Here is a 14780-nt window from a genome sequence, read left to right on the forward strand (position 1 = left end):
CCGCCGGAGCGCATGCCATCAAACAACTTAAGGTGAGCGTTTTTGTGAACGTAGCCTGTCCGGGGACACGACCGTCTTCAAAGGTGAGCGAATTTGTGAACGCTTGCAGTGGATTGGGTTTTGTTGATGCCTCTTTTCCAGGGAATCATCGAGCAAAGGTGAGAACTTATGTGAAATCGCACAAATGTGATGTGGTAGGACAAACCTTCATGCTCAGTCGCAGCCCTCGCCTATTTTGGCCACCATGAAAATAGAAGGTGAGCGATTCTGTGAACTGTTAGGTGTTCGGCCACCAGTTAAAGCAATGTATTCCCGCTAAGGTGAGAATAATTGTGAAGCCCGGAAAGACATCAGCCTGTGTAGCCGCCACCGTTCACCCCCCTGTAGCCGCAATGGTGAGCAAATTTGTGAACCTGTTACCTAAACTGCCGCAATTTTGCAGGACTTATGAGCATCTATTTCTAAAAAAGTAGCTAGAAAGCAATTATTAGCCGTTCAACTTACGGGAAAAGGCCCGTTCTTCCGTACTTGCAAGTCTGTATAAGCAATCGAATCAGGCAACCGGGTGCAAATTGTTGTATCCAGCGACGCTCGGGATCATTGAGAGAACTTAGTAGTAAACCCTTGTAAACCTTAAATACCTTGAGGAACACCGCACACCCCCGTCCCATATGGGTCTCCGCGCGATCGGGTGAGAAACTATGTGAACTCGGGTGAGCTTCCATGTGAACATGCGTGAGGGAAAAAGTGAAGCGGGCCGCAATATGGTGAGAAGCTTTGTGAACTCACGTGAGTGGACAAGTGAACCATGCCGTACAAAGGTGAGAACTGTTGTGAACACCACATTCCGAGGTCGTTTCAGCAGGCATGGTGAATCCGCAACGCTCTGGCATTCACCGGTGAAATTCCGGTTGCATGCAGCTCACCATATAGGCATCATGAGATTTTCCCAGAATCACAATGCGTCGCATGGCTACAGTAAAACGTGCAAAGAAAAAGGCGACGACGACAGCTGTCGCCATCGCCGATCAGCCTGAACTGCTGACTTCCGAATTCCGCAAGGCCAATGATGCGATCGGTTTTCGGGTTGTCGAGGGCAAGTTCTCGCTGCTGTCCAGGCGTATCTACAACGCCTTCATTTTCCGCGCGCAGGAAGTGGGTAAGACCGGCGTGGAAGCGCCGGCGGACGTTCCGGGATTCGAGGAATACTACTGGATACGCATGTCGGACCTGTGCGCAAACACCGAGTACACCAGCCGCGACTACGAGTTTTTCAAGGAGCATGCGGAAGCGCTGCAAAACATCAAGGTCGAGGCTACTTCGGACAAGATGTGGGCAAGCGAACGGTTGCTGGCTGGCCTGACCATCTTCAATACCTCGGGACTGCGCAACAAGGGCGGCACGGTCTACATCGGCTTCGCGTTCCCACCCCAGGTCCGGGAAAAGGTGTTGAAGCCGGATACCTATACCAAGCTCAGTTTGTACTACCAGGCAGTGCTGCGCAGCGCGCACAGTCTTGCGCTGTACGAAGTCTGCCGGCGGTATGCAACCAGTCCGTCTCACCTGACCAATCGCGACAGCTGGCAGGAGTGGTACCACGTGCTGTCCGGAAACTCGATCAAGGACGTGGTGTTGCCGGAGTACAAATACTTCAAGCGCGACATGATCCTGAAGGCGCTTGCCGAGATCAACAGCGTCACCGATATCGATGTCGAACTCATCGAGACCAAGAAAGGCCGCAAGGTCGAGGACATCCAGTTCCGTGTCCAGCTGAAAGCGCAGGCGTCGCTGTTGGAGACCGGCGCAGCCATCGTCATCGATTCCTCGATTATCGAACGCATGCTCAGGCTGGGAATCTCCGAGGCGGACGCAAAAGAGTATTACTCGAACCACGAAGAAAAAGCCCTGCTCGCGACGATCGATTTTGTCGAAAAGCGGATCCGCAAGGGACCGAACGTCGACGCGCCCGCCGGCTATTTCCGCACTGCGCTGCAGAAGGGCTTTGCGACGACTGCGCCTGTCGCGCAGCCGCTCGACAAGCCCAAGCAGCCAAGCAAGCCGAGAAAAGGCTTCCGGGAGCGCTTCATCGCGGCCCGGAACCAGGAAGCGCTGCGTTATTACGCCGAGCTGTCGGCGCAGGAGCAGACCGCACTGTATGCGGAATTTTCAAGCGACGCGGATCGCAGCCTGCGGCCGCACCTGAAAAAAGGCCTGAATTCGCCGCTGATCAGCGCCGCGTTCGGTGGCTGGCTGGCATCCCGGACCTGGGGAGAAGTCACGGATGCCGCGGTGCTCGATTTCGCGGAACTGGAAGGATAGTAATTGTTGATTTAATGCAATAATTCATCGCTAATCCGGCTTGGCGGCGTTTTCAACGGGCTTTGCAGCCGGTTCGGCAAGGGTGTCTGCCATCGCTTTCTTGACCGCATTGACGATGTTCGCGCGCAGGCCTTCAGGCGCATTTGCCAGGTCGATTTTCAGGCGACCGTCTTCGAATTCACGTATGGAGCCCAGACGCGTGTTTCCCCATTGCAAAGGGTAAGCGCGCGACCGTTCCCGGGTAAGCGGCTCATGGGCTTTTCGTTCGCGCATCCGCTCGAGGTCACGCACCGATAACTTTTCGGCGATCACTTGCTCGGCGATGGATTCCAGCGCTGTTTCATCCACCAGCTTGGACAACTGTCGCATCTCCTGGGCGACGCGGATGCCGAAGCTGGCAGGCCGGGTCCGGACGATGTTGAGCACCCGGGGCGGGAGGTCGAGCACGGCAAGGGTCTTGGACACCGTGCCCTGCTTGATGTTGAGATGCTCGGCAATGTGATCCTGGCCGCGGTACGTGCCGTCATCCAGCATCGTTCTCCAGGAGAGCGCGTTGTCCAGGATCGTCTGGTCGTTACGCTCCTCGTTCAAGAGCAGGGAGAGCCGGTAAGCCTCCAGGTCCGACAGCGGCTCGACGATGGACGCCAGTATTGTCGTCCGGCCCAGGCTGATCAACGCCCGCTTGCGGTATCGTCCCTCGATCAGCAGATAAGCGCCCGGCGTGTCAGGGTCCGGCATCGCGACTGCAGGCACGCGCTGGCCGTCCCGTGCAATCGTGGTCGCCATCTCATCAATGCGCGCAGGATCGTAGACCTGGCGTGCATTGCGTGGATGGTCCTTGACCAGGGCGATTGGCAGAGCCCGTACTACGTAATCCTCGCTGGCGGGCGCCTGTACCGAGGCTGGGGGCGCTGGCGCCCTGCTATCCAAGCCGGCTTCAGCAGTCGCCGTCTTCGTCTCCGCTTCCTGCGCCCGTTGCAGCTTGACCCGGCTCATCGCAACGACCAGATCCGCATTTTCGAACTTGTCCTTGGATTGCACAGTCTGGTCGGCGACGCTCGGGTTCAGCCTGTCGTACAACCCCTTTTTTTTGCTCATTTCCTGCCCTTGGTCTTGATCTTGGGAACCTGCAGTTTTAAGGTGGCGACGATCTCGTCGAACAAGTTTTCGATCTCGAGGATGGCCGTCTTCGCGCTGCTGCCGAAGTAATGGACCGAATCCCCTGTCAGCATCGCTTCGACAAACGCGGTGCGCTGGTGCAATCGCGTCTTGAATAGCGGCGCACTTTCGCGCATCGTCGCCATGCTGGTCAGCGAGTGGCGCGACATGGCAAGATTGGCAATGACGTTGGAACCGAGCAATCGTATCTGGAGTTCCGGGTTGACCGCAGCAGCCCGCTCGGCAAGTTCCAGCAGGTCAGTCGACGCCCAAAGATCTCCTGGCTTTGGCACGATGGGGACGATCGCCAGATCGGCGATCATCAGCATGACCTGCGGTATCGGCGAATCGACCGAGGGCGGGCAGTCGACGAAGATCAGATCGTAATCGTCCACGTACTGTTTGACTTCCTGCGCAATCTTGGCCTCCGCCATCGCCAGTCCCATCACGCGGATCTTGTGCGCCTGCCCTTCTTCTGCCTGGGCAACCCATTTCGTCGCCGTTCCCTGCTTGTCTGCATCGATCAGCAAGGTTTTGAAACCTCTACGGACGGCGGTCCCGGCCAGATGCACTGCAGCGGTGGTCTTCCCAGCGCCGCCCTTCTGATTTGTGACGATGATGAGTTTGGCTGGCATGGTTAGATTTTAGAATTTAATTCTTTCTTATACTAAAAACCGTATTTAAAATCAATGATGCGCTACGTTTTGTTGGGTTGCTATCCATAACAAGTCGGCTTCTTGCTCTTGAACTGTTAAGAGTAAAGGGGTTTAAGGGTTATGTAAGCTTCCGAGCCGGGGCAGGAACACGCGTTGTGCGATATAGGGGTCTTTGGTCCGAGGCTAAATAGAATTCTTTGCCGTCTTCGGAGCGCGTCTGGCGATTGATATTCCCTGGGGAATATTGACCACCGAGTTTAGCTCTGAAAATTAAACCTACTTGGCACGGGCTCAATTTTTTCAATGGTTTGGAAACTCAGCCGCATCATCGAGTGGAAAGCGGTATCGGGCAACAGCTAGATACAAACGAAGAACGCAGAAAAATCGTAGTTACATTCTGTTTGCAGAAACAGCTCTAGGCTGAGTCAAAAAATCAACTCTGTCGCTGGGGCTATGGCTATGGCTATGGCTGTAGATCTAGTGAGTTCTATCCTTGGCAGGAGATCTAGCTGCTTTTACTACGCCGGCGCTGTTCTCTAATGCGTGTTGGAAACTGTCGGCAGCGTCCACATATTTAAGATGTTTTAGTGAGCCCTTACGCAAGGCATCATTCTGGCTAAAGGTAGCAACCTTCGTTGTGAGCCACCATGGACAAGGTTTTATTCCCCGGTGAATATCGCGATCGGGAGAAATTTCCTGAATATTTGGCTGGGAAGCCGGCTCTGCTTCAGCGGTAAGCCGATCCGCAAATCAGGGATCTTTAACCCTAAAACTAAGATTCACAACCAGTTCACAATCCTGAGCCGAGCAGGCAATTCTCCTGACTCGTTTTCCTGGAAGACTTTTCCAATTCTTGCAACCTTCTGGCTCGCTAGAAATCCGCGTGGTCACCTAGTCTAGCGACCCGAGCGCCTCGAGCTTCTCCACTTCCCGGCTGCGCTTGTCCTTTTCGGTCGTTATATAAATAGATGTTGTCGTAAGCGACCGATGCCCTAAAAGGTCGCGTATCGTTTCAAGACCCATCCCGGCATGTATGCCGTGCGTCGCGAAGGTATGCCTCAGCCAGTGCGTTGAAACGCGCCCAAACTTTGCGGCTCGCGCAGGATCTTCAGCCTGAATCTCGTTAGCAACGTCCTCGAAAAATGTCTTGAGGACTTTGTAGATTCGTCCCGAAGACAACGGTGTTTCCACGCGCACGGCCTGTTTATCCCGGGGCACCGACGCGATCAATGGCGCGTCGGGCGGCGCGTCTGCGAATGTCCGGTATCCCCTAGTCTGAAAGTAGCTTTCTATCTCCGCGACGATCAGGCGATTGAGTTGCACACGCCTGGTTTTACCGCCCTTTCCGAGCACAGCCAGTTCCCACTGGGCGTCCTGTTCTCCAGCCCGGACGAACGTAATCAAGTCACGTCGGTGCAATGCTGCAAGTTCCGAAAGGCGACATCCCGTGCTGTAGGCAAGTGCGAGGACAAACCGCAGCCGGTAATACCTTTGATCCTTTTGCATGGATCTCAGATAACGCTTTACCACGCTCCAGTCTTCAAGCGTCAATGCCCGCGTAATGTCCATGCCCTCATTGCGCGCCGCCAGATGCGGCATGGCTTTAAATGGATTGTTGTGCAAATAATTCTGGTCGCACAGCCACTGCATCATGCCTTGTAAGATGACAAGCGCAGTGCGCTGTGAACTCTCGGAAAGTGCGCTTTCAAACGGACGCCAGCGCGAAGAAAACCGGTCGATGCCGCGCGGGCCTATCCAGTCGGCTTGTGCGATCCGGAAGTGCTGTTTCCATTGCTCGTCTGTTTCCCGTCCCAGTCGCCACAGGAAGTCACGGTAGGCAATGCAGTCCTCCACTGTCAGAGAGCTCAGCGCAGTCCTGGCTTCCAGCACAGACCAAAGCAAAAAACGCTCTGCTTCCTTGCGGTAGGCGCGCAAGGTATGACTGCCCGGCTTCCTGCGCGACAGCCAAACATTAATTGCCTCGAGGTCATTGCGTGCGCTGAGCGATGAACGCTCGGCCCTGTTCGAACCCGTGGCGCCGCTTAATGCTTGCGGCACTTCGAATTGTTCGATCGGCACGATGCCGGGCCGGCGGGGCAGGGCGGGTACGGACGCCGGCAGTATCTGCATGCGCGGCTGGATACTGCGTATGGACAGCGTCACCCCCAGCGCGTCAGCCGTTTCAGGAAGCATGAGCCACTCGACGATATAGCCGGCCGCCTTGATCCCGATGCGTGGGACCTTGGTGTACCACCGAAATCCATGGGCTTCGATCGTGTCGACGAGATCCCGCAATGTAATGATTCGGGCCGCGACCAGGCGGTTTGCGATCGCCGGATCGAGCCAGCCAGCGACGCCATCATCCAGATGCGGATCGGCCTGGACGAGTGCCTCAAGCTGGTTGAGCACAGCGGCCTGCCGTTCGCGCAGCCGCTTGTTCCGCTTGAACCGCCTCTGCGCGCCTGGATCCGTCGCACCATATTCCTGTTCGAAAAGTTCGAGAAGTTCTCGTTCGGAAAACATCTGGTGCGGATCGCGCTCTTCGCGAAATTCATCCAGGTCAGGGCTTGCTCCTTCCTGCCTGGCGGCAAGCTTTTCGGGAGCCATGCGAATTACCCGAGCGCCAGCCGCATTGCCTGTCCGCCGCGCGGCGACAGTGAGCTGATCGACGATCCAGCCCAGCAGCGACTTCGCAACGCGCAGGTCAGTGGCGCCAGCCTGCGCCGCATTTGTTTCGATATACCGTTCGGAGAGTTGCCTTAAGTCCAGGCCATCCAGATAGCCGCGGAAGAAAGCGAAGTGATGGCGACCAAGCTGTACAAGCACGGTTCCGCGGGAAATCCAGTTTGCCGGCATGAAATGGGAGAGGGAAGTCGTTGTTTTAAATAAGGAATTTGAATGTTACGCGAATGTAGGCGAAGAGCGCAAATGATGAAACAGGGTATTTACGGATAAATAACGGTATATTGATAATTTCAGTAATCAATCCTTATCATTCTCATTTCGCCGTTCATGGCATACCAGGGAAAGCCTTACGTGAAGCCGGCTCCGATCCTTCCGGGTGTCACCTAAGTCCCACCGTCTTCCACATTCTCCCTACAGCGCTAATGGCAGCAGGCAGGCAGTGCCTCTGACTGGAGCGATGTTCGCGGCAACGACGTCATCCGTGAAACGGCTTTCCAAAACCGCCAGGCATCGTCAGGTATTCGGCCAGCAGTTCTACGACCGAAGGCAGGCGAACCCCGATACTTTCCCTAGGGCAAATCAGTGCTTCGGAAACTTATGCACCGATCTGTTCGGGACGCACGATAAAAGAATGAGCAAGAAGCGCTTCCTTGTGTTCCATCGTCCGGACATCGTCGATCACTTTCCCTCGGTCAATGACGATCACGCGATCTGCTGACAAGATGGTCTCGGGGCGGTGCGCGACGATAATGCGGGTCATCCGGTTCTCGGAAATTGCAGCATTGACTGCTCTTTCTCGCGCCACATCCAGGTGGCTTGTCGCTTCATCGAGCAGCAAGATGACCGGGTCGTTGTAGAGCGCGCGCGCAATCAGGACGCGCTGCTTCTGTCCTCCGGACAAGACGGTTCCCATATCGCCGATCAGCGTGTGATATCCCATCGGCATGTTATTGATGTCCTCATGCACTGCTGCTAGTTCGGCACACTTTCTGACCCTGGCAGGGGAGGGCTTGTCCGCGAAGAAGCTGATGTTATCCGCAATGGAGCCGGCAAACAGGTGATCGTCCTGCAGCACCACGCCGATCATGGCGCGATAACGTTCCAATCCGACACGGTCGAGCGGACTTCCATCGATCAGCACATCACCCGACGTCTGTTCGCGCAGGCTCGCAAGCACGCGGAGCAGGGTAGTCTTGCCGCAGCCGGAAATGCCGACGATGGCCACGCATTCTCCTGGTTCGATTCGAAAATTCAGGCCGTCCAGCACCCAGGGATCGTTTGCGCCATATCGGAATCGCAGGTTTCTTACTTCGACTGCGGGAGGCCTGGTTTGCCGCTCCTGCTCGAAAACGGGGGTTCGCGGCTCCGGCGCGGTCAATGCGATATCCGCCAGGCGTTCAGCATGCAACCGTAGAAGGTGAAGATCGAGCGCCTTGTTGATCACTTCTGTCGCACGGCTCAGGAACTGGTCCTTATAGCTGAGAAACGCAAGCAGCATCCCGACGGAAAAGGTGTTTTGCAGTACGCGGTTTGCACCCAGCCAGACGACCAGGATGGCAACCGTGCCGATCAGGAGGGAATTAATTGTTTTAAACGCCAGGGAAAGCTTCTGCGTCGTGATCTGGCGGTTTACGGTCTGGACCAACAGATTGAGCCAGTGCGCACGGCGATTTTCCTGCGCATTGAATAGCTTGATGGTTTTTATGCCGCGCATGGTTTCCAGAAAATGACTGTCCCGTTTAGCGCCCCAGACAATGGACTCAATCGAGGCCTGTCGCAGCGGCGTGTACAGACCCCACCGCAAAAGGGCGTAGAGCAATGCGCCTGCAAGCACGACGGCGGCGAGGGCGGGCGCATAGATGAACATCACCACCAGGGTAATCAAGGACATCAGTCCGTCGAGCAGGATTTCGACCATGTCAGTCGTAATCGCCTGCAGGATCACCTCCTGCGACCCAAATCGCGACATGACGTCGCCGATGTGGCGCGATTCGTAATAGCTCGCAGGTAGATTAATAAGATGGGTGAACAGATTCGCGCGGCCCATGACCTTCAAGGAACTGGAAATTGCAATGAGGGTCCATCCCCGCATTGCTGTCACTGCCACCCGGATAAAAAGGAGCAGCATGAAGCCCATCACAAGGGTAAGCAAGAGGTTGGCGTCTGCGGTGACCAGCGCTTCATCGACGACCCACTGCATGAAAAAGGGACTTATTACCGCAAACACCTCAATGGCAAGCGCCATCAATGCAAGCATCCCGAGGGACTGCTTCAGGCCGACCATGCGCCCCAGGAGGCTGCTGATGCGGACGCGCGCCGCCGGTTTCATTTCATCGAACTGGGCTGTCGGCGTCAGTTCAAGCGCCACGCCGGTGAAATGCTGAAGGACCTCCGTGTTGGATACCCGGAGCACGCCGACGCCCGGATCGTGAATGACGATGCTGGCAGCGCCAGCATGCTTGAGAACGACGAAATGGTTCAGGTCCCAGTGCAAAATACAGGGCGCCTGCAACTGACGCAATTCCTCCACTTCCAAACGCAGCGGTCTCGATGCCAACCCGATCTTGTCGGCAATGCCGATCAGGTCTTTAAAGGTCGACCCCTTGAGCGACAGGCCAAATTGCCGGCGCAGCTCTCCCATGTCGACGTGATTGCCATGGTAGCCGGCAATCATCGCCAGGCAAACGAGACCGCACTCAGCCGCTTCCGTCTGCAGCATCATCGGCAGGGGCTTGCCCAAGCCAAGGTTGAGCTCGTCCAAGAGGCTCATCCGTTCCACTTTCCGGTAAAGGAGTAAAGAGGATCCAGCACCCATTCATACAAGCGACGCCGCTCCAGGACAATATCCGCGTCGAGTTGCATATTCGGCTGCAATCGCAAGGCCTTGCCGTAGGCTGTGACATCCTGTGTAGTCAAACGGACGGTCACGCGGTACACCGCCTCGGTGGAGCCAGGGGCGTTGACGAGTCCAGCGAGTTGCGGCGGCAGCTCCGCAGGGCTGATCGCCGACTTGGCGATGCTGGATATCGTTCCTTCGTAGTGGCCGAATTTCTGGTAAGGGTAGGCCTGGTAGCGAAGCAGTACACGCTGGCCCGCCTGCAAAAAACCAATTGCCCGGCTAGGCGCGTACAGGTGGGCTTCCAGCCGGGTGCCGGATGGGATGATGCTAAGCAAGGGCACCGCAGGTTTTACGCCGCCCCCCAATTCAACCTGCACGGCGCTCACCGTACCGTCCTGCGGCGCAGGCACCACTATCTCGCGCCGCGCTTCCGCTTCAGCCAACTCCTGGCCGATGACGGAAATGTTGCGGGCGATGCTGGCGTCCTGGGCCTGAAATTTTATCGGGAGATCCCGGAGTTCACCTTCGAGTCCAAGACGATCGCGCTGCAAGATCATGCGATTTCGCTCCAGCGCCCTCAGCTTGGCGGCCTGCTCGATCCGCGCTTCTGCAGCCGTCTGAAGCTGTTGCTGAGAGATGAATCCGCGGTCAACCAGGTCTTTCTGGCGTTCTTCCGTCTTGATTGCCAGTTGCAGACGCGACCGCTGCAGATCGATCTCCTCCTTGAGTTGAGCTTGCTCCAGGCTCAACGCGGTCAGCCGGTCAGTGATTGCTTTGGACTGCTGCTTCAATAACTGCTGGTTTTGACGTCCTTCCTGGAGCAGGCTCTCGCGTCGCGCTGCCATTGCCCGGGCGATACTGGCCTGCGTATCGCCCAGGTTGACGCTTTGCTGCTCCGTCGACAGGGCGACCAGGGGCTGTCCCTTGCGAACCGCATCGCCTTCCTTCACGAAAAAACTCGTCACGACGCCCGGCTGCGAGGCAAATACCCGTGCCACGCCTTGTTCCGGCACCAGCCAGCCCCCCACATGCGCTTTCCTGGCATAGCTGGCACAGAACAGCAGGGAAAGGATTCCAGCGGTGAGGACAAGGGCAATCGCCGTGAACCATCGCTGGGACGGACGGGGCTTTAGGAGAACCGTGCCCAGCCATTGGGTCTGCTGCTCGACCAGAACCTGTGGCCGGAATAGGGAATCCTTGGGGGCCAGCGCTTTACCGGGGCCCGCATCGATGGCTTGTGTCCGGACCGAGCCTTCCATATCTATTCTTCGACCAGATAGTCACGGATCTCGTAGCTGACTTCAATTGTCCGGGCAACCTTTTTGGTTGCGCACAATTTCCTGATCTTCGGATCCTTGAAATCTTTCAGCAGCGGCGGCCTCGGGGAATTGAAGAAATAGCCCGGGTCATTGGCGACGATGGGTTTGGCGATAAGGTCGAGTTCATCACGGCGGGTTACCGTCTGGACAATGCATGGCGCGTGAGTGATGCCCAGCTCGCTCAATGCGCATGCGCGATGGTATCCATTATTAAGAACCAATCGACCGCTGTCGTCATCATGGATCGCATTCAGGAAATTCGAGCTGAATCCCACGACCAAACCGATGACGCCGGCAATCTGCCCAAATGACTCATGACCTGAAATCTGGCCGGGTTTGAGCATCAGGGCTTCATGAAAGCGGAAGTCTGTAGAAGACGAGCGAAAGATATATCGCCTCGAATCCGCCTCCCTTATCTGGACGGGCGCCTGGTATTCCTCAAGCGGCAGACAGAAGCGAAACAAGGATGCAATATCCGCCGCCTGCCCAAGTCGGGACTTGAGCATTTCCACGAAATTGCGATTCACATGGTTTTGACATACCACCAGGCGATCGAGTTCGACCATCTTAATCGCGGTCGGCAGACTTTCGAATGTATGCCGAAAGCGGGGATCAGCTGCAAGTTCCGCTGCACAATCATCGAGTTCCGATGGAAGCGAGAAAGTTTCTATCGCGTCCGCGATGTTTCTCTCGGTTCTCATGAGAAGTTCATAGTAATCGTTAGCGTTACGCCATTCATTTACCCTGTCGCTACGGATTCCATTTGCACCTTCTCGCCCAAGGTCATCGACAAAGTCGAGGTATTTTTTCAGCGGAGGCTGGCCTAGAATCCATAATTCCTGCTGGCCGGCAGCTTGCGCCGCAGTCTCATGCCCGTTTTGGAACCTGTCCATAAATCTTCCCGCTTGCGCATAAAAAGTTGATCTTGCGAACAGTAAAATGCATGCCTTTATCGGATAGATCATGTAATCCCCGGCGCCCAACACCGAGGGTTCATTCACAAAGCCGGCAGGCGATTTACGGATAGTGCCGGGCCAAGCGTTTTGTCAGAACGCCTGGCCCGGTGCGACTAGGGCCATCATTCAGATTGCAACGGCCTTCCAGGCAAATACGGCTTTAGTACTTGTTATGGCTGTGGCTACGGCTGCGGCTGCCGCTCTGATTTTTGTTGCCATGATGCGAACCGCTTTTGCTTCTCCCTCCATGCCCGCGGGTATGTGACTTGGACCTGTCCTTGTCGCCGTACGCCTTATTCCCGCCATAAACATGTTCAAGTTCAGTACTGGTCAGATTTCTCATAGCAGTCTCCATTTTCAAGATACAGAAGATGTCTGGTTCCTATAGACATCGGTTATCCGCTGCAAAAGGCTCTTGCAGCGGTCTTGCCTTTGAGGCAAGTTCTAGATGCGAAATGATTAAAAAAGAATCTGAATCAGAAGTCTGCTTTGTCGGAAGAAATAAAATCTGTGCAGGTGCCGCGAAACTTTTTGAAAAAAACGCGTCAATTAGCTGATCAAGGAATCTCTTTACGAGCAGGACTATTGCATTCATATCGTGACGAAAATTGTCGAGTGCAGTCATTTTTTAGCTATTTATACAAGAGCATCGACTCAGGATCGATGCATCAGCTTAATGCATGACGGTTTCTATCACTCATTTTGAATCAGTAAGACCACCTAATCAGGTTGATGGCGATTCTATAGAGAAGGTGGCCTGGTATTCGTTTTCTCGCTGAATTTCTTTATCCATGATTCCGCATTTCCATGGGATCAGAATGAATCGCTGATTGAAAATTTTTTTGATATTCATCAAATGAAGATTTGATCCGCTATTTTTCGCGCCGGCATGCGGTTATTCACAGAAAAACTTGAAATCATTAACGCGATTTTATTCATCCAAGCGAATAATTTGAGAAAATAGGAAAGGATGTTCAGTGAATATCAATCAATCTCCTATTGTCGAGTATTTCAGGAGTGCCGCCGGATAGCGGTCCGAATCCGGGGTGACATATTTGAAGTAAGGAAGAGCTAATTCAGCAGCGGCATTGACAGCTGTACCCTATCGATGGCAAATGCATTGCCAGCATGACGCGGGAAGGAAGCGATATCGCCAGTAGGTAAAACCGTGGGGAGGTCAATCGGCTATCAAGCGACGCGAACTGATCCCGGCCCGTCCGTTACCTGCCGCGCCCAGATGCTCCTGGCTTTGGATTTTCTGGCTCGAAGATGGTGTAGAACGATGCGCGAACGTGCGGTTAGCAGTCTGCATAGGTCGTGCTCGCAAACCGATTTCCCGACAACCGCCAACGTTAAGTGTCGAGGCGCAGACGATCGCCGGTTTTGCTGAGTTTTGGGGGAGGGCGAGAAGGTCGGCCAGGCTGTCATAGTCATCCGGCCTGGCCTGGCTTGTCCTATGAACTTCGCTAGCGGGACGGGCGCTTACAAGGCGGGATAAATTCATGTAATGGCACTCGCCGATCAGCGCGGCGTGCTTGCCACTACCAGGCTGCCACAACGCACAAGTCGCCATGGCAGCCGATGAGCGCGACAATTATTCCGGCTGGACGCCAGCCTTTTCGATCACGCTCTTCCATTTGGCGATTTCAGCCGTCAGGAATTGACGATGCACTTCCGGCGTAGCACGGGTTTCCGCGACCGGCTCGGTGCCGAGTCCGGCGAAACGCTCGATCACCAGCGGGTCTTTCAGCGCGACCTTCATTGCGCCGTTGAGCTTGGTGACGACATCGCCCGGCGTGCCTTTCGGCGCATACATGCCGTGCCAGACCGCCACCTCGAACGCCGGCAGGCCGGCTTCGCGGGTCGTCGGCAGGTCGGGCAGCACGGCCAGCCGCTTCGGCGTCGTCACTGCATAAGCCTTGATCTTGCCGGATTTGATATAGCTGGTGGTGTTCGTGGTCTGATCGCACATCAGGTCGACCTGTCCGCCCAGCAGGTCGTTCATTGCCGGGCCGGTGCCCTTGTACGGAACCGTCGTCACCTTGGTGCTGATCGCGTCCTGCAGCAGCAGGCCGCACAGGTGCGAGGCCGAGCCGGTGCCGGCATTGGCCAGGTTGATGCTTTCCTTGTTGGCCTTGACGTAGCGGACCATTTCACCGAAATCCTTCGCCTGGAAATTCCCTTTGGCCACGACTGTCATCGGCACGTCGGTCACCAGGCCCAGCATCTCGAACCCGTTCAATGCGTCATACGGCAGCTTGCGATACAGGCTCGGGGCGGTCGAATGGCCGATGTGATGCAGCAGGACCATGTATCCGTCCGGCGCGGCGCGGGCAACGCGGGTCGCCGCGATCGTGCCGCCGGCGCCGACGGTGTTTTCCACGATGACCTGCTGGCCGAGCGTCTTGCTCATCGACTGCGCCAGCAGGCGGCCGACCACGTCGGTGGGTCCACCGGCGGCAAACGGGATGACCATCGTCACTGGCTTGGTCGGATAGGTTTGGGCGCCGGCCACGTTGGCCGCCAGGGCCAAGGTCACAAAGGCATAACGCAGTGGTGTCTTCATGCAGTCTCCAATTTTATCGATGTGTTCGGAATGCGAGGCAGGGTAAGGTTCGCGTCCGCGGCGCGCACTGGTGCGCGCCGGGATTTCGCTAGTCCGAGACAATATTTCAAGTCCTGGCGAAATGCCAGTGTGGAAAGTACGGACAGTCACAAAACCGATGTGTTTGTTGATCGAAGCGGGAAACAGGGGGCGAAGCTGCATTCATAATTTTGCATTCAAAATGTAATAGACATTATTTTGAATCCAAGGCATCATAAATCCACGGCATCGCCAGAGAATGCG

8 protein-coding genes are annotated in these 14780 nt (G+C 55.7%); 1 reads left to right on the forward strand and 7 read right to left on the reverse strand.

The window, feature by feature from the left end; all coding sequences use genetic code 11:
- Positions 1 to 969 precede the first annotated feature (969 nt).
- Positions 970 to 2319 (forward strand): replication initiation protein, encoded by a 1350-nt coding sequence (locus QOL82_RS26700; RefSeq protein ID WP_283445367.1) that lies wholly within the window; start codon positions 970 to 972, stop codon positions 2317 to 2319.
- A 30-nt stretch (positions 2320 to 2349) separates the two neighbouring features.
- Here the strand turns inward: QOL82_RS26700 and QOL82_RS26705 are convergent, their stop codons facing one another.
- From QOL82_RS26705 to QOL82_RS26735, 7 genes are all read right to left on the reverse strand, one after another.
- Positions 2350 to 3417 carry a ParB/RepB/Spo0J family partition protein gene (locus QOL82_RS26705; protein ID WP_283445368.1) on the reverse strand — a complete coding sequence of 356 codons (1068 nt, stop codon included), beginning with the start codon at positions 3415 to 3417 and terminating at the stop codon, positions 2350 to 2352.
- Positions 3414 to 4112 carry an AAA family ATPase gene (locus QOL82_RS26710; RefSeq protein ID WP_283445369.1) on the reverse strand — a complete coding sequence of 233 codons (699 nt, stop codon included), beginning with the start codon at positions 4110 to 4112 and terminating at the stop codon, positions 3414 to 3416. The genes QOL82_RS26705 and QOL82_RS26710 overlap by 4 nt, the downstream gene beginning before the upstream one ends.
- Before the next feature lie 912 nt (positions 4113 to 5024).
- A complete protein-coding gene (locus QOL82_RS26715; RefSeq protein WP_283445370.1) occupies positions 5025 to 6989 on the reverse strand; it encodes a site-specific integrase in 1965 nt (654 codons plus the stop codon).
- Positions 6990 to 7413: 424 nt separating this feature from the next.
- On the reverse strand, positions 7414 to 9588 hold the full coding sequence (locus QOL82_RS26720; RefSeq protein WP_283445371.1) for a peptidase domain-containing ABC transporter: 2175 nt from the start codon (positions 9586 to 9588) through the stop codon (positions 7414 to 7416).
- Positions 9585 to 10916, reverse strand: a complete 1332-nt coding sequence (locus tag QOL82_RS26725) for an HlyD family secretion protein (RefSeq protein WP_283445372.1) — start codon at positions 10914 to 10916, stop codon at positions 9585 to 9587. Before QOL82_RS26725 ends, QOL82_RS26720 begins: the two co-directional genes overlap by 4 nt.
- A 2-nt stretch (positions 10917 to 10918) precedes the next feature.
- The gene (locus QOL82_RS26730) at positions 10919 to 11941 is read right to left on the reverse strand and encodes a hypothetical protein (protein WP_283445373.1); all 1023 of its coding nucleotides are present in this window, start codon (positions 11939 to 11941) and stop codon (positions 10919 to 10921) included.
- A gap of 1585 nt (positions 11942 to 13526) precedes the next feature.
- Positions 13527 to 14498, reverse strand: coding sequence for a tripartite tricarboxylate transporter substrate binding protein BugD (locus QOL82_RS26735; RefSeq protein WP_283445374.1), 972 nt, complete (start codon positions 14496 to 14498; stop codon positions 13527 to 13529).
- Between the last annotated feature and the right edge of the window lie 282 nt (positions 14499 to 14780).

Origin of the sequence: Noviherbaspirillum suwonense, from assembly GCF_900182955.1 — a bacterium.
GTDB lineage: Bacteria > Pseudomonadota > Gammaproteobacteria > Burkholderiales > Burkholderiaceae_D > Noviherbaspirillum_A > Noviherbaspirillum_A suwonense.